This window comes from Photobacterium ganghwense, assembly GCF_003025595.1.
GTDB classification, from domain to species: domain Bacteria; phylum Pseudomonadota; class Gammaproteobacteria; order Enterobacterales; family Vibrionaceae; genus Photobacterium; species Photobacterium ganghwense.
Map to the genome: position 1 here is coordinate 242,439 of NZ_PYMI01000004.1, position 16,009 is coordinate 258,447.

Annotated in this window: 15 protein-coding genes; 3 read left to right on the forward strand and 12 right to left on the reverse strand. The window is 48.3% G+C overall.

The annotated features are described in order from the left end of the window. The first annotated feature begins 100 nt into the window (after positions 1-100). Positions 101-997: a LysR substrate-binding domain-containing protein gene (locus tag C9I92_RS15510; protein ID WP_282958012.1), complete on the forward strand. Its 897-nt coding sequence runs from the start codon at positions 101-103 to the stop codon at positions 995-997. 122 nt (positions 998-1,119) lie between these two features. Here C9I92_RS15510 and C9I92_RS15515 read toward each other — a convergent pair whose 3' ends face one another. The 8 genes from C9I92_RS15515 to C9I92_RS15550 form a co-directional block, all read right to left on the reverse strand. Then, positions 1,120-2,007 carry a DMT family transporter gene (locus tag C9I92_RS15515; protein ID WP_047885922.1) on the reverse strand — a complete coding sequence of 296 codons (888 nt, stop codon included), beginning with the start codon at positions 2,005-2,007 and terminating at the stop codon, positions 1,120-1,122. A gap of 262 nt (positions 2,008-2,269) precedes the next feature. Beyond that, positions 2,270-4,297, reverse strand: coding sequence for an elongation factor G (gene fusA / locus C9I92_RS15520; protein ID WP_047885923.1), 2,028 nt, complete (start codon positions 4,295-4,297; stop codon positions 2,270-2,272). A 367-nt stretch (positions 4,298-4,664) separates the two neighbouring features. Then, entirely contained in the window at positions 4,665-5,837 is a 1,173-nt protein-coding gene (locus tag C9I92_RS15525; protein WP_107193880.1) for a tetratricopeptide repeat protein, read from the reverse strand. Next, entirely contained in the window at positions 5,834-6,454 is a 621-nt protein-coding gene (locus C9I92_RS15530) for an energy transducer TonB (protein WP_047885925.1), read from the reverse strand. The genes C9I92_RS15525 and C9I92_RS15530 overlap by 4 nt, the downstream gene beginning before the upstream one ends. Continuing rightward, positions 6,454-6,858 carry an ExbD/TolR family protein gene (locus C9I92_RS15535; protein ID WP_047885926.1) on the reverse strand — a complete coding sequence of 135 codons (405 nt, stop codon included), beginning with the start codon at positions 6,856-6,858 and terminating at the stop codon, positions 6,454-6,456. Before C9I92_RS15535 ends, C9I92_RS15530 begins: the two co-directional genes overlap by 1 nt. After that, complete coding sequence (locus C9I92_RS15540; protein WP_047885927.1) at positions 6,858-7,418, reverse strand: MotA/TolQ/ExbB proton channel family protein; 561 nt, start codon at positions 7,416-7,418, stop codon at positions 6,858-6,860. Before C9I92_RS15540 ends, C9I92_RS15535 begins: the two co-directional genes overlap by 1 nt. After that, complete coding sequence (locus C9I92_RS15545) at positions 7,418-8,752, reverse strand: MotA/TolQ/ExbB proton channel family protein (protein ID WP_047885928.1); 1,335 nt, start codon at positions 8,750-8,752, stop codon at positions 7,418-7,420. The genes C9I92_RS15540 and C9I92_RS15545 overlap by 1 nt, the downstream gene beginning before the upstream one ends. 1 nt (position 8,753) lies before the next feature. After that, positions 8,754-9,515: a DUF3450 domain-containing protein gene (locus C9I92_RS15550; protein ID WP_047885929.1), complete on the reverse strand. Its 762-nt coding sequence runs from the start codon at positions 9,513-9,515 to the stop codon at positions 8,754-8,756. A gap of 730 nt (positions 9,516-10,245) precedes the next feature. On the opposite strand from C9I92_RS15550, the gene C9I92_RS15555 reads away from it, so the two are divergent. Together C9I92_RS15555 and C9I92_RS15560 are read left to right on the forward strand one after the other, a co-directional pair. Then, on the forward strand, positions 10,246-10,623 hold the full coding sequence (locus C9I92_RS15555; RefSeq protein ID WP_242551908.1) for a hypothetical protein: 378 nt from the start codon (positions 10,246-10,248) through the stop codon (positions 10,621-10,623). 446 nt (positions 10,624-11,069) lie between these two features. Next, positions 11,070-11,696, forward strand: coding sequence for a hypothetical protein (locus tag C9I92_RS15560; protein ID WP_047885931.1), 627 nt, complete (start codon positions 11,070-11,072; stop codon positions 11,694-11,696). Between the two features lie 282 nt (positions 11,697-11,978). Here the strand turns inward: C9I92_RS15560 and C9I92_RS15565 are convergent, their stop codons facing one another. The 4 genes from C9I92_RS15565 to C9I92_RS15580 form a co-directional block, all read right to left on the reverse strand. Beyond that, positions 11,979-12,881 carry a L,D-transpeptidase family protein gene (locus tag C9I92_RS15565; RefSeq protein ID WP_047886348.1) on the reverse strand — a complete coding sequence of 301 codons (903 nt, stop codon included), beginning with the start codon at positions 12,879-12,881 and terminating at the stop codon, positions 11,979-11,981. Between the two features lie 255 nt (positions 12,882-13,136). Beyond that, positions 13,137-14,261 carry an acyl-CoA desaturase gene (locus tag C9I92_RS15570; RefSeq protein ID WP_047885932.1) on the reverse strand — a complete coding sequence of 375 codons (1,125 nt, stop codon included), beginning with the start codon at positions 14,259-14,261 and terminating at the stop codon, positions 13,137-13,139. Between the two features lie 216 nt (positions 14,262-14,477). Then, positions 14,478-14,963, reverse strand: a complete 486-nt coding sequence (locus C9I92_RS15575) for an acyl-CoA thioesterase (RefSeq protein WP_047885933.1) — start codon at positions 14,961-14,963, stop codon at positions 14,478-14,480. Between the two features lie 250 nt (positions 14,964-15,213). Further along, a complete protein-coding gene (locus C9I92_RS15580) occupies positions 15,214-15,879 on the reverse strand; it encodes a hypothetical protein (protein WP_047885934.1) in 666 nt (221 codons plus the stop codon). Positions 15,880-16,009 lie beyond the last annotated feature (130 nt).

Below are 16,009 nucleotides of genomic sequence, written 5' to 3' on the forward strand. Positions count from 1 at the left end.
GGTAAGCGTGCGAAATGACAGTAATATGGAGTGAAAATACTAATTAAATAGGATTGTCATAGAAAAAATCTATGCTGCTAGGATTCTATTTGGTTGGATGATGCCAGTGCGACATACTCAGTTACGTTCTTTTCATATGGTTGCTAAATTTGGCAGCTTTTCAAAAGCCGCAGATGAACTCAACATTACGCAACCGACAATTACGGCTCAAATTCGGGAGCTGGAATCACAGTACAACGTAAGATTGTTTTACCGACAAAGAAACAATAATCGACTGACGGAAACCGGTCAGCAGCTGTACCAGCAAACACTGATCATGTTTTCACTCGAGCAACGTGCCAAACAGCTACTCCAGTCAAACGGCGCACTACGTTCGGGCAAGCTCCATCTGGGTGCGGTCAGTCCCGGCGCAGTGATGCCTTTGGTTGATGCATTCAACACCCACTACCCCGGCATCGATATCACGATACATACCGGGGGCTCAGAACATATCAAAAACGGTGTGCTCAACGGCGAACTGGATATGGGCATGCTCGCCTACCGCGAACCGAATCCGGACCTGGTGTCCCTTGAGATAACCCAGCAACCGGTTGTGTTAGCGGTTCCCAATTCCCACCCACTGTCACGCCGTCGTGCGATTCCCATAGCGGCGCTGGAAGATGTGCCTCTGGTACACCGTGAAGTTGGCTCGACCACCCGAAAAATCATTGAAGATGCGCTGCAGGTACAACGTATCAGTCCGAAATGCATTTTGGAGGTCAATAGCCGAGAAGGCGTTCGGGAAGCCAGTATTTATGGCATCGGCATCAGCTATGTGGGACAACATGAGTTTCAGCCTCATCCCAACATTTCACTGGTTCATCTGAATGACTTGGATACCTTGTCAAAGTCCTATTTGATTTACTCTAAAGAGCTGGAAAACCTGCCCATGATACAGGCCATCATCGCGATACTGGCTTCCATTAAAACCAGCCATACCGTAGCTATTACCGTGTAATCACGATGGAAAGAATTAGATATTAAAAAAGCGACACCCATTAATGGGTGTCGCTTTTTTATCAATAAGATCAATGTGGTATCAGATGTTTTTCCTGAATCACAAAACGCGAAAACAACTGGTTACGCCCGGGCTCTGAAACGCCTGAAGATCAAATGGCCACCCCGGAACATGAGCAGAGACAGGAGAATCATCATACAGCCCATCACCTTATGCGGTGGCATTTGCTCTCCATACCAAATCACACTGAGAATCACCGTCCAGACCGGTTCCAGAATCATGATGATGGCAGCATTGGTTGGGTTGGCATATTTCTGACCTGTCGTTTGCATCACATATCGCAGGCTGGTTGCGACTAACGTACTCAGTGCAAACCATCCCCAGATTGAACCTGGTACACTTTCGGGCCAGGTTTCAGTGAAAATGGCAACACTCAGTGCCATGCATCCCGTCACAAATAGCTGCAAGCAGGTCAGCAGCAGAGTTGGAATACGGCTGGCATATTTGCTATTGAAGTTAAAGTGCACTGCGAGCGTCAAAGCTGCAATCAGAAACCAAAGCTGACTGACAGACAATTGCCACGCCTGCCCGCCGCCAAGCGCCAGGAGCAATAACCCCCCCACCGCAACGGGCAATGAAAACCAGAAATTCCGCGACGGCTTTAACTTGAAGACTCCCCACGCGACAATTGGCACAAACAGCATGGACAAGCTCATGATAAACGCTCCCTCACCTAACGTCTGAGAGTGAGAGATCGCATAAACCCAACACATCAGGGAGATACCCAATAACACCCCGACCCCCATTGCCTTGAAAATATCAGAGCGATGTACCTGTCGAAAAGCACGCAGACAAAATGGCAGCAAACAGATTGAAGCCAGCACGAAGCGGAATCCGATAAACCCAAATGGTGGCAAGCCCTGAATAGTCTCTTTGGAAAAAATCCAGCCCGATGCCGCGAGCATGGTGGTGGCGACCAAGATTAAATCAGCACGACGTGATGACGACATAGCAACCTGTTATGTTATTTGTATGATAATTTTGTACCGATATTGTAACGTCATTTACTACAAGGAATGAAGTACTAACTGATTAATTACCTGAGGGTATAGACGGAAATTAGCGGAGTGTCCCCAAGAGCCGCCAGAAGCGGCAGCTCAGGGGGATAGTTTTTCTGCCTGTACGTGTGATGGTATTCTGGGCGTGTTATTCAGACGACACCACCGAGTTCCCATAATCTGGCAGCTAGCTTGTATCAGTCACTTTCACCTGTCAGTAGTCTGAGGCAGTAGCCGCCTTACACACTTCCATCTGAACCTGAGCCGGTGCAGGCTCATAATGGCTCATCGACATACTGAAACTGCCCTCTCCGCCGGTCATGGCTTTCAGTCGCTGGGCATATTCAATCAACTCTTTTTGCGGCATGCGGGCCTGAATATGAGTGAAATGGCTGTCTTCTGCATTGGTGCCTAATATCATTCCGCGATTGGCCGCTAAATCCCCGGTGATATCCCCGACGGCTTCGGTTGGAATAGTCAGTGCCATCTCTACAATCGGCTCCAGCACAATCGGGTTGGCGTTACGCACCGCGTCTAAAAACGCTTTCTTACCGGCAATCACAAAAGCAATTTCTTTCGAATCCACCGAGTGATACTTACCGTCATACACTGTCACTTCGATATCGCGAATCGGATTACCAGAGATAGCGCCTTCAGCCAACGCCTGCCGAATCCCTTTTTCAACCGCAGGGATCAGTGACGTCGGAATGGCTCCGCCAACCACCTTGTTGACAAAAACAAATCCCTCACCGCGTTCAAGCGGCCTGACCCGCAGCTGGACTTCACCAAACTGTCCCGCACCGCCACTCTGCTTTTTATGCCGGTAATGGCCTTCTGCAGGCTGCGTGATCGTTTCAAAATACTCGATGCTGGGCACGGTGGCTTCCACATCGAGCTTATAGAGTGATGACATTTTTTCGAGCGCAATCTTGAGGTGGAACTCTCCCTGTCCGCTGAGTACGGTTTCATTTGTCCGCGCCCGATGTTCAAGCCGCAAAGACGGATCTTCCGCCACGATCTTATTCAGGATCTCAGACAGCTTTTGTTCATCGCCCCGCTTGATCGGACTGATCGACAAACCATACATAGGTTCAGGAAAATCCAGCGTACGCATGGTGATGCCGTCTTCATCATGTGAATCATGGATCACCGAGTCAAACTGAAGCTCATCAACCTTTGCCAGCACGCAGATATCACCACACCGTGCAGCGCTGATTTCATTGCGCTTTTTGCCCTGAAGCTGGTAGAGATGACCGACTTTAAACGCTTTATTGTTTTCTCCGATGTACAGCTGAGAACCAGCGTTTATTGCCCCCTGAAACAACCGGATGTAAGCCAGTTTACCGAGATATGGATCCACGCTGATCTTAAACACATGCCCGACAGCATGATCCAGTTGCTCACTGTTGACGGGAACCTGCTTACCCTTCTTCTCAAGCATTGGCGGGTTGCCTTCTTCCGGCATAGGCATGATTTCAGCCAGTGTCTGCAACAGCAGGTCACAGCCAGCACCGGTTTCAGCAGAAACAAAACAAACAGGAATAACATGCCCGGTACGAAGTGCCTCCTCAAAAGGCGCATGCAGTTGAACCGGGCTGAGTTCCGAGCCCTGTTCCAGATACAACGCCATCAGATCTTCATCCACTTCGATGATTTGATCGATTAGCTGTTCATGGGCTTCACTGACAGAGCTGAACAAGGTCGAAGCAGATTCCTCCGGTGTAAAGAAACAATCAATCACCTGGCTGGCATCTTCTGATGGCAGATTCAATGGCAAACACTCCGCACCAAACTGCGCCTGAATCTGTGTCAGGCATGCGCTTAACTTAGAAGGATTGAGGTCAATCTTGTTGATGACAACCATCTGGCATTTCTGCTGATCGCGGGCAAACTGATAGAGTCTGTCAGAGACCTGATTCAAAGGCGTGTTAGCATCAATGACCAACACTGAGGATTCTACCGCCGGAAATACACTGAGTGCTCTGCCAATCAACTCAGGCAGTCCCGGCGTATCGAGAATGTTCATCCGGTGAGATTGCCAGCTCAAGGCAACCGGAGTAGCTTCGATACTGTGTTGATAGTGGATGGATTGATCATCAAAATCGGTGACGGTATCCCCCCCTTTTACTGTCCCGAGGTGAGTTGTTGCCTGAGCGTCAAACAGCAACCGCTCAATAAGCGACGTTTTCCCTACGCCACTCTGGCCGACAAAGACGATATTGCGGATTTCATTAACAGACATACCTTGCTCCCATTACACGCAGAAAACGAAAAGACAGGCTGAGGTAGGCGGGATTTCCGCCTCATCGTCTTCCAGGTCATTTTCCGGATGGGAACATTCATACGCGTACCCTATTGGTTGCCCGTCGTCAGGAACAAGATGTCAGTAGCTCTGAGTCAGTAACTCTAAGTCAGGAGCTATGCATTAAGGATAGGAAAGTTGACAGACTTCATCAGCTTGCCTTTCAGACAGACACAATACTGTGAAGCAATTCATGACCAGAAGAATGGGCAACGTGGCAGAGAAAGAAAAGGCTGCAAATGTGACAAAGGTCTAACACGATAATCGTATACCTTGTCGTTTGCAGCCTTTAATAAAAAGGGATGGTTCAGGAATCCATCTTACGCATTTGATTCAAATAACGAATCCAGCTTTGTGACGTCGAAGTCGACTGAATATTATCGGCACGCTTGGCGTGGATAATCGCTTTATCAAAGTCGGTCAACTTGTAGTACGCCCTTACTTTGGCCAGTTCAACATCTGCCGCACGGCGTTTATCCGTCACTTTTTGCAACTGAGTCAATGCCTGCCGGTAATGCCCTTCCTGAAGCAATAGCTGAGCTAATTGCCAACGGTATTTATTGTCGCGGTTGGCTGCCAGTTCCCAGACTTTCACCGCCTGCTCCCACTCTCTTGCCATCTGCCAGTACTGGGCCTGAATCGCCAGCAATTCACTGTCGGACTCGGCTCCTTCCAGTTCAGCAATTTGCTGTGCCGCTCGCTCAGGAATGCCTCTCTGGGCATATAATTGCGCAAGACTTCGCAGATCCCGCTGCGTTAGTGCGACCCCCTGCCTTTTCGCCAGCGCCATGGTATTGAGGGCATCATGCGAACGACCGAGTCGGAGTTGAATACCGGTCAGTTGCTGCCACCAGGCCACATGGTTCGGTTCCAGCGCAATCAATGCTTCCAGAGTGGGTACCGCCCCTTTCCACTGTTGAAGCTGCAGTTGTGCTCCCAGCTTCATGTTTAGTGAATGCTTATCCGTTTTCTTTAAAAAACGATCGCGTTTGGCAACAGCCTTCAACACGTCATTCCATTGTTCCAGTTGATAATGGCTTTGCGCAATACGCAGCCACAGTTCGGCAGCGTTCTGATTTTCCGGAACCGATTTTGAAAGCGTGTAATAGTGCGGCAAAGCCTGCCGGAATTTCTCGCTGGACAGCAGAATGTCAGCCAACATTCGGCGAGTTACCCAGGCTTGCTCGTCTTGCAGCAAACCCGACTCAACCGCATTCTGCAAGTTAGTAATGGCTTGATTTTTGTTACCGCTCTGCCAATAGAACACCCCCAGCATACGTTGTACGTAAGCTTTGTCGTACTCCCTTGAAGGGTTCAGCCCCTTCAGCAGATTAATGGCTTCGCCCAGCTTTTCATTCTGCTGCAACGTATTCGCCCGCTGCACCTTGTTCGCGATACCCTGCGACAAATCTGCGGCATGAACAGAAGCAACACTGAGTGGTATTGCCAGCAAAGCAACCAGAGTGAACTTCTTCATCATTTCTCCATCTTGAACACAATTTTCGCGGTCTGGACGTAAGGCACAGCTCGGCCATCCACTACTTTAGGCTGATACTTCCATTTTTTCAGCGCCCGCATCGCTTCCCGATCAAAGATACGTTTAGGATTCGCATCGGTTATCTGAATATCCGTCGGGCGTCCTTGTGCATCCACGGTAAACGAAAACACCACATAACCTTCAATGCCCCTCTGCTGCGCTTTAGGGGGATAAACCGGATCCTGTTTATAAAGCGGCATCGCCTGCTGATTAACGCTTGTCCCAAAATCAGAAAACGTCGGGACATTAATCGCCAGCCCGGAAATTGCGGTATCCAGACTCAGGCTCGGCATGGTCGGAGTAACCGTATTGGTTGTCACTGACTGCGATGTTTTCGGCATTACCTGTGGCGGCGGCTCCGGTGTCTCCGGCGGTTCAGGTACCGCGCGCTGACGGCGGGATACGTCCCGTTCCTGCTCAACCATAACCATGTCAAACGCCAGAACCTGTTTTTCCTCCTGGGCTCGAGGATGGCCGTTATCCACCATCCATGCCATGAAAGTAAACAGTCCCAAGGCGACAGAAAAAGCCACGGGCAGAGCGATTAACAATCGAAACATCAGCGTTTCTCCGCGGCCAAAGCAATATTCTTCACTCCGGCCCCTTTGGCCGCATCCATAACTTTGACCACGGTACCGTTGTAAGCATGTTCATCAGCCTGAATAACCAGGGAGGCATCCGGTTGATCTAGCAACAAGTGTTCCAACGTCGCCTGCACACGCTCCACATCCACAACACGCTTATCAATATAGACATCGTTAGCTGACGTGATGGCCACAAAAATCCCGGCGTCTTTTTGGCTGACAACATTACTGGCCTGCGGACGATTCACTTCAACACCGGACTCACGGACAAATGAACTGGTGACGATGAAGAAGATCAACATAATAAAGACGATATCCAGCATTGAGGTCAGATCAACCTGGGCATCTTCACGGGCAGAAGACGGACGATTAAGTCTCATCACTGGCTCCTTAATAATTTTTCAAGTTTCATTTCCCGTAAATGACAGGCTTTAGCCAGACGGGAATGGACAAACATACCAGACAGCGCTGCAACCATACCGGCCATTGTCGGTAAGGTCGCAAGGGAAATCCCAGACGCCATCAGACGAGGCTGGCTACTGCCCTGCGTGGCCATGACATCAAACACAGAAATCATCCCGGTGACTGTGCCAAGCAGTCCCAGCATCGGGCATATTGCAACCAGCACTTTGATCAGGTTCAGATTCTGATTCAGCGCCAGATGAGCCTGATTCAGCCAGCCACTACGAACCGCGTGGGCATACCAGGACGTTTGATCATCTCTGGCCTGCCACAACGTCAGCCATTGCTGCTTCTGCTTCGGATATGTCACAGACAGATACACAACCCGCTCAACAACCAGTACCCAGCACAGCATTACCACGGCGGCCAGCCACCATAGGATCTGGCCTCCCTGATTCATAAACTGCTCCAGTGAGTACCACCAGCTTTCCAGTGCTGAGTTGTGGATCAATGGGATGTCGTAAAGACTGTTTTCCATTATGCGGCAGTTCCTGCTTTTTCAGCCTGTTCTGCGACCAGGCTTATTCCCTGTTTCTCTAGAATGGTGCGAATATTTTCTGCCTGTGAACTCAGGATATTATGAGCAAGCAACAACGGCATGGCTGAAACCAGACCAAGAACCGTCGTAACCAATGCAGTAGAAATACCACCAGCCATAATGGTTGGGTCACCATTGCCGAACTGAGTAATAACCTGGAAGGTTTCAATCATACCCGTTACAGTACCCAACAGACCCAGCATTGGCGCCAAGGCCGCCAGCAGTTTCAGCATCGACAGGCCTTTTTCCAATCCCTGCTGTTCATCGACAATGGTTTCCAGTAAGCGCAGTTCCAGTGCTTCCACGCTGCGCTTCTGTTCTTTGTTATAAACTGACAGCACGCGTCCCAGTGGGTTATCGCCCGGTTGAGTCGGCGACTTCAGCTGCTTGTTGATTTGCTGGCGCACCAGGGTCAGCTTGATACCGCGGAACAAAGAAATTCCCAGACCAATCGCCAGCAAACCAAGAATAATTTTTCCGACGATGCCGCCGTGCTCGAGACGGTCAGACAACTCTGGAGAGTTTGCCAGTTGTTCCAACATGATACCGCGTGATGGATCCACCACGGCTGCCTGCATCCCAGTTTCCGTCAACCCCGTAAGGGTGTTAAGTACCGGGCCATTTTCAGGCTGCTTCAGATAAGGTTTCGCTACAGCACGCTTGCCGTCCCAATTGATGTACCCGTATTCAGCCACCAGGCCGATGCTGCCCAGTCGGTAAGCATCCACATTATTGGTCTGCCCTTCGCCGTTAATAAAAGGCACCTGCACCAGACGCATTTCTCGGCTGGCCGAAATTTGGTCTTCCATTCCCTGCCACAGCGCAGTCAGCTGCTTTAATGAAGGCAGCGCTTTGGCTTCAACAATTGAGTCGACCACCGGACGGAATGTTTTGCGGTCGACCCCGGTCACGGAATAAGCCAATTCGTTATCCAGCTCTTTGGCGGCCTGACGAACAACCCCAAACAGTTCACCAAGACTACCGGTTTCCAAACGCAGCTGTTCTTCCAGGCGGGCCAGGTCGTTTTCATTTTTACTGAATGTGGCGCTCAGCTCATCGGTTTCGGCTTGTAGCTGATCCCGCTGCTTGACCAACGCATTGTACTGAGCACGAATTTCCTGCTCAGTCAGACGAAAATCCTGCTCACGATCGGCGTCATGCGCTTTCTGAACACGTTGTTCCTGACGTGTTTGATCGGCCAGCGAAGTTTGGGCTGACACCAGCATTGGCATGGAAACAAGGCACAGCGCAGTTGCTAACGCTTTGAATTTCATCTTAGTTATTCTCCACGTTAACGGAAACCGGCAGGGTGATCAGGCTTGGCGCAGCTTGCTTGGAAGCAATCGCAAATGCTTTATTGATGTCTTTGGCATAGCCGTTTTCCAGCGATTGCCAGCCGGACGTTTTATCATTCCAGGCCCAGAAACGCTTGCCATCAAGGCTGCGGGCAACCAGCGAAATGCGTCCCAGGTACAGCATATCCGCTTCAATCTTCGTGTTATCCAGCGCCAGTTGGCCCTGATAGATCCCCATCTTGGTGCCGTAATCCATTTCAATCTGGTAGGCTTCCAGAATACGGCGGAATTTCTCCGCGTCGCTGACATCCGCCATTGCCATCATGTCTTCCAGCTTGCTGATACGATCCAGGCGCTGTTCATGGCGAATCGGTTTATCGTTTTCCACTGTTGTCTTCAGGCCAGCAAGCATACGGTACATCAGAGGCACAACCCCCTGACGAGTATCTTTGATTCCCTCGATCTGATGCTGAAGGCTTTCAGCTTCCTGCTGCTGACTGGCCACCAGGTTTGAAAGGTGATCGCGGTAAATGCCGAGGTTGTTCACTTCTTCCTTCAGCTGTTCCATTTCCGCTTTCATGCTGAGCACAGAGTCAGCACTGCGATCGATTTTCTTCTGGCTGTTAGCCGAGGCGGCGTTCATGGAGTTCTCGATGGAACGTGCGTCACCCAGCGTACTGGCGTTGGCTCCGCTAATCATGCCCAGCATCAACAGTGCCAGGCTGGTTTTTGCTACTTTCATTGTTAATAAATCAGTCGGTTAAGAAAAATAAAAGGCTTCAATCAATGAAGATATAAAAACAAACATAAACCGCTATCGTCATAGCTGGTAATGGTTATAGATTCTAATTGTAAACGAATCTCATTTAAACCATTTTCATACAAAAAACCGTAATAGCACCTCTGACTACGATCTGAATCATGTGTTTACCTGCCCTGTTGTACGGTTTGCATGCAATCCCCTGATAAATGCGATAACAGTCGCGAGTCTGTACGCGATCTAATAACAAGCATGAGCATCACCCTGTTCATAAGTTGTCGCAGTGTGGTACCAACACGACGTGTGTATATAACTATATCTACACACCCAGACTTCACCCCAGACTTCTAGCCCGATACGCGCCGTCTATTTTACATGATTACGTCTACACACCTCAGCCAACGTGTATGTATGCCTGTCTCTATTTCCAATAACTAAGTGACAATGTCACCAATGCCACTTATCCCCTCTATATCTTTCTTTGAATAAGACCTAATTTAAAAGCTCAAGGACACCAGTCATGTCACAGCGTTGACCTTCAAACGACTTCGCAATAACATCCTGTCGATAAACGCATAAAGTGTGCGTTTTTTCTGATCCCTCATGTATAATGCCGCGCTCAAAATGAACTTTCCGGTACTTTGAAGTGAATGAAGTAAACCTTGATGACGTACGTCATCAACTTGCTGCGCTGAATTTTAAAGCAGACAAGATGCGTATTGTAACTGTTTCGGCCATGGATGCTGACTTACTGGAGTCTTGCACCACCACCGCAGGTGAATGCTTTTACAACAGCTACATGAATGTGATCTACGGGAAAGGCGATCGCTATGTCCTGGGTTACCGCTGTGAAGAGACCGTGATTGACCACGCGATTATTCGTAAAGGCGACAAGTACTACGACCCTACTCTGCAGTCAGAGGGCGAGTTTTCTGAATATCAGTTTGCAGTCCTGACCGAGTTTACTGTGTTCGATATGATGAAACACGCGAAGTCTAACAAGGATTTCCCGCCGGATGTTGATTACGTACTGAGTAAGGCTGAAAAATTTAAAAACGTCATTGACGTTGATAAAATAAAACGAAAATAATGCCTTCAAGCCTCTGTATTTTACAGGGGCTTTTCGTTTTCTCTCTGTCTTTCGATTTGAGTAATATTTTCTGCGTCTCTATCATCTGCGCTAGCAAGATCTCCCCGGCTAAAATAATCTTTCCCTTTAATACCAACTAGCTGCATATAAAATCACCAATCACCAATCACCAATCACCAATCACCAATCAGCGATCAGCGATCAGCGATCAGTCAAAATCAACTGATCATCGTGTCTTGCTGCACTGAATTTGTGATCCGTCTACTTTTCCTCGTGAAATTGAGAAAAGCAGTAGATTTTTTTTGGCGGCTCGCTATTTTAAGAGGTCAGAGTTGTCTATATTCAACCATTGGCACTTGTTAAATTAGTGTTTTCATTGGTTGTGACATTGGAAACTTGTGGTATCAGCTTTAAAACGAAGCGTTAACCGTTTGCTAGGATGCAATATGAAACTTTTTATTTCTCTGTTCTTATTAGTTTTGCTATCCGGGTGCAGTAACGGCATCAACATTTCCGTCCCAGACAGACTGGCTCAGTCTGAATCGAACAACGGATATGTTACCGGTAGTTTGGGGGTGACCACAGAATGGCCATCAACGGGGGAAGGACTTGTCACAACGCTGTATCTCAGACAGCAAGGCAGTGCAGATCCAATCACGGTCACCAGTTCTAAATCCGACTTTGATTACAATAACGGCCTGCAAAAAGGTCAGCTGTTCACTATTGCGCTGCCGCCTGGGCAGTATGAGCTATACAGTATCAGCTTCAGGGGAAGTAACGGGATTCAGAGTGTTGAATCAAAAACGAAAGATAACCTGAATATCGCGTTTACCGTCCGACCGGCTCAGGTCACCTATATTGGCCAGTTCCTCACTTCTAGCCTGGTCGCCAAAAGTACCTTGTGGAACACACTTTTCCCAAGCGGATACGGCGTTGTCACACACAGTGATGCCAGCCAACGGGACAAATCGCTATTTGACAAACACAACCCGAATTTACGCACAATGTCCTTCGTCATCTCTCCTCTGACAGGGTTAACCGACAGCCGCATTCCTTCGACGGTCACCAACTGATCGAATGAGCTGACTTCGGGTTAGCATCAGCTAACCCAAAACAAAACGGCAACCCGAAGGTTGCCGTTTTTCATTCAAAGCTTTTCGTGTTCAAGCGGTAATAATGGCGTTTTACTGTGCCCTGTTCATAAGGCTCACCAATGTTCCCAACAGCCAAAAAACCATGAGGGAACACCACACGATAAATGTGTCGGTCAACGTATAAAATCACAGTTAGCATCATGAAAAAATACGCCATAAACAGAACCGTTATGAAACAATAGCGCCATGAAAACGAGTTAATCAGCGAAGCTGCACCGGTAGGCCAACCTGGTTCATCAGGGCTTCATCCAGTAACTGACGAGCTCGAACATCACCAGCAACTTCCGCCAACAGCTGATCTGGGGCAGAAACACGTTTATGCTCGCCCATCTGATCTTCATCGCGTGACAGCGGTTCGTGAACTTCAACGTATACTGAACCATCTGCTTCTATCGCCTGTTTAACAGGCTGGTTGATAATACGCACTTTAGTACCTCGTGACACTTGGTGGAAAAGCCACTCTACATCCCAAGGGTTCATGCGAATACAACCTGAACTTACACGCATACCGATACCGAAATCTTTATTGGTACCATGGATAAGGTACTGACCAGAACCATGGGAAAGACGCATCGCGTAATCACCCAGAGGGTTTTCCGGACCAGCAGGGACTACTGCAGGCAAGATCACATTGTGCTTTTCACGATATTCACGACGAATATTTGCCGTCGGCGTCCACGTCGGGTTCTTGATCATCTGACTGATCGAAGTGGTCATCTTAGGCGTTTCACGTCCAACACGACCAATCCCAATCGGGAACACGTACATCTTGTCGCTGTTCGATGGGAAGTAGTACAAACGCAGCTCAGCCAGGTTGATGACAATCCCTTCACGTTTTACATCCGGCAGAATCAGTTGCATCGGAATCTTCAGCAGAGATCCCGGAGTCGGCAGAAACGGATCCACCCCTGGATTTGACGCCATCAGCAGCAGCAAACCAACATCATAACGGTTGGCGATATCCAGAAGGCTGTCACCTTTGTTAACCTGGTAGTACTCCATCGTACCAATCAGCTTAGTGCTGGAATCCGGCCGATCATACTCTACCGCCTGCGCCGACATTGACATGAAACAAGCAAACATTAAGAGTAAAATTCGTCTCAAAACAGTGCCTCCATCTTTTATCCCCTCAATTATGGCAAATGAGCGCATTGCGCTGTTGCTCTTGTGTGCTTTTCTCTGAATCGAGACAGCAATATCGCCGATTGTATCGGATTTCTCCGCGGAAGTACGTCATCATTCCGTCAAGCTTTTGCCATCGCAGTATTAACAGTATGCATAACAAAGCGGGGCTAAATGCCCCGCTTTGGTTGTTTCTGTCTCATCTGTAAGACCGTCAGGCCGCTCGTTCATGCCCTATCAGGCATACTGAGCCGTCAACTGCTTCCAGACTTTTCTTTGCATTTCCAGACGATACTTCATTTCACGGTATTGTTGAAGAAATTCAAAGCTCTCATACTGTTTCAGTAAATCATTTTTCTTCAGTTCCAGCATACGCTTCTTGGCACCGTAGTAGTCAGCAATTTTATGTAACAGAATTTCATATTCCTGATTCAGCATCTCAAGGCAGGCGTGACTATTCGGCACCGCTTCCAATTTCTGCTGCAGGCGCTGTAACTGCATGGTGGCTTTGGCCTTTTCAATTCGATCTTCCGGACAAACTTTGAGGTTCTTTGCCATTCCCATCCAAGCACAGGATTTGATCAGCCACTTCGTCGGATCGAACTGCCACCAACGAATGCCATTACGGTAATCGTATTCAAAAATATGATGGTAGTTGTGATAGCCCTCGCCAAACGTCAGCAACGCCAGAAAACCGTTGTCTCGGGCAGTATTTTTATCGGTATACGGCTGACTTCCCCAGATATGCGCCAGGGAGTTAATGAAGAAAGTGGTATGATGACTCAGCACAAGTCGGACTATACCCACCAGTAACAAAGCCCCCCAGATATCGCCATGCCATAAACCAAACAGCAGAGGAATACCAAAGTTCGTCGCGACAGCCAGAGGCACGTAGTACTTGTGTTGCCACATAACGATTTTATCTTTCTGCAGATCACGGCAGTTGCTGTAATCGGAGTAGCGGTTCGCCTGGTATTCACGCAACATCCAGCCAATATGGCTGTAGAAAAAGCCCATTTTGGCAGAGTACGGATCTTTCTCGTTGTTATCGACATGACGATGGTGAATTCGGTGATCTGAAGACCAGTGAAGGATGCTGTTTTGCAATGCAAAGGCACCACCAACGGCAAAAATGAAGCGCATCACTGCGTTGGCTTCATAAGCTTTGTGCGACCACAAGCGATGGTAACCCGCCGTGATAGACATGCCGCAATAAGAAAAAGCCGCCAATAACATGGCCCATTGCGTCCAGTCGAAACCGACGAAGTAAGCATATAACGGGGCGCCAATCACAGCGATCAGCAAGGTTGATGTAAAGATAAAAATATTCAGCCAAATCAGTGGCGGCTTTGAGGATGTCATCCTGAAACCTATAGTCGTTGAGCGTACAAGTGTACGCCAAGACTAACTGCATACCGATTAACCGTCAATATGCTTTAGTTAAAGTTGCACAATGACATCCCATTCCTGATCTGACGGACTAACTAAGAATCTGTGCTCAACAACAGCTTCATCGCAACGCTAGCAGAGCTTCACTCCCTGAACTGCGTTGCTTGCTCTTATCTTCGAGGCAAGGGCTTACTTGATAAACTTAACGTGAGCTTCCATTTCTTCGCCGATCTCTTTTCGCATGTTCATCAGTTTAATGGCCGATTCCCGCAGGGCTTTATCTTCCGCGTTTTCCGGCTGCCACTCAGGAACTTCCGTCGGCTGACCCGCTTCATCCACAGCCACCATGACCATAATACAGTGCGTAGTCAGCTGATTTTCCAGTTCTTTCGGATCACATGCCTGCACATCAATCGCGATATGCATTGAGGTTTTCCCGGTATAAATGACTCTTGCCGTTACTTCTACCAGGTTCCCGACATGGATCGGCTTAACGAAACGGATACCGCCTGCGTAAGCTGTAATACAGTATTTGCCACTCCACCCGGCGGAACAGGCGTAAGCCGCAAGGTCGATCCATTTCATCACGGCACCACCGTGCACTTTACCGCCAAAATTGACATCTCCCGGCTCGGCCAGAAAACGTAATGTCACTTCCCGTTGTTGCTTGCTCATTGACCACTACTCCTTTTTGCAACGGCTTCGATTGTGTTAACAACAGTGATAACAAAACACTCTGAATATTCCTATTAATAGTGAACGAGACAAATAAGGATGCTGACGGCATCACATTTTTCTGTCTGCTTTCTCATGGCTAACTGAGCATCATCGTTCAAGCCATGCTTTGCCCTGACTTATTAGCCAAAACGAAAAAAAGCGCCGCAGTGGGCGCTTTTTTATTTTGGCTATAGAGACTTACTTGAAATCAGGCACCTGCGTTTTGTGCCTGTTTCACCTTCAGTGTTGCCAGTTCGGCGTTTAAGACTTCCAGGCGTTTTTCCAAATCAACCTGTTTGGTTTTAAGCTGGTTATTCTCTTGTTGGACTTCTGCTAGGCTCGCATCCTTGGTTTTAATATCCTCATACAGAGTTTTACATTGCGCTTCAAACTCTTCACGTTCCGTTTTGACTTTACGCGCATTGCGTTGTGCCGTTGCTTTAGCTTTAACCGCCTTATCAATATCGGCCAAGGCGATTTCCAACGTGTCATCACGCTCAGACAGCAGCTTTTCCATTTCAGCGAGCTGCGCTTTTAACGCTTCCTCTGCTTGCTTCTGCTCCTGACCAGAAACACCGGTGACGCGATTCCACTGCTCATGCGCCTGACGAGTCATCTGATCCAACACATCAAAAGGAAAATGCAACGATGGCTGTTCTTCCTTCTGCTGATAAAATTTTCGATCCATTTCTTCAAGAATTTTGAGTGTCTGCTGATAGCTCTGGTCCATCATCTGACGGGCATTCGACACCGCCGCAGCTTCCATAGCCTTACCAGCCACCATCATCCCCTGAAACTGTCTGAAGAGTTCTTCCGGTTGCGCTGCCTGTGTGAGTTTTACGAACGGGTGAGACTTAAAATCATATTCCATCATGTTACCTGCCATGCATTTGCTAACAATTGCCAAAAAGAATAAGCCCAAACACATCTATTCTTATATCAAATCATTCAAGCTTTACGCATTATCTTTCATAAAATTTGAACCCAATTCGATGTATGTTCAG

Coding starts and splice junctions, on each gene's coding strand:
- C9I92_RS15510 (WP_282958012.1), top strand. CDS start 101: ATGCCAGTGCGACATACTCAGTTACGTTCTTTTCATATGGTTGCTAAA.
- C9I92_RS15515 (WP_047885922.1), bottom strand. CDS start 2,007: ATGTCGTCATCACGTCGTGCTGATTTAATCTTGGTCGCCACCACCATG.
- fusA (WP_047885923.1), bottom strand. CDS start 4,297: ATGTCTGTTAATGAAATCCGCAATATCGTCTTTGTCGGCCAGAGTGGC.
- C9I92_RS15525 (WP_107193880.1), bottom strand. CDS start 5,837: ATGATGAAGAAGTTCACTCTGGTTGCTTTGCTGGCAATACCACTCAGT.
- C9I92_RS15530 (WP_047885925.1), bottom strand. CDS start 6,454: ATGTTTCGATTGTTAATCGCTCTGCCCGTGGCTTTTTCTGTCGCCTTG.
- C9I92_RS15535 (WP_047885926.1), bottom strand. CDS start 6,858: ATGAGACTTAATCGTCCGTCTTCTGCCCGTGAAGATGCCCAGGTTGAT.
- C9I92_RS15540 (WP_047885927.1), bottom strand. CDS start 7,418: ATGGAAAACAGTCTTTACGACATCCCATTGATCCACAACTCAGCACTG.
- C9I92_RS15545 (WP_047885928.1), bottom strand. CDS start 8,752: ATGAAATTCAAAGCGTTAGCAACTGCGCTGTGCCTTGTTTCCATGCCA.
- C9I92_RS15550 (WP_047885929.1), bottom strand. CDS start 9,515: ATGAAAGTAGCAAAAACCAGCCTGGCACTGTTGATGCTGGGCATGATT.
- C9I92_RS15555 (WP_242551908.1), top strand. CDS start 10,246: ATGCGTATTGTAACTGTTTCGGCCATGGATGCTGACTTACTGGAGTCT.
- C9I92_RS15560 (WP_047885931.1), top strand. CDS start 11,070: ATGAAACTTTTTATTTCTCTGTTCTTATTAGTTTTGCTATCCGGGTGC.
- C9I92_RS15570 (WP_047885932.1), bottom strand. CDS start 14,261: ATGACATCCTCAAAGCCGCCACTGATTTGGCTGAATATTTTTATCTTT.
- C9I92_RS15575 (WP_047885933.1), bottom strand. CDS start 14,963: ATGAGCAAGCAACAACGGGAAGTGACATTACGTTTTCTGGCCGAGCCG.
- C9I92_RS15580 (WP_047885934.1), bottom strand. CDS start 15,879: ATGATGGAATATGATTTTAAGTCTCACCCGTTCGTAAAACTCACACAG.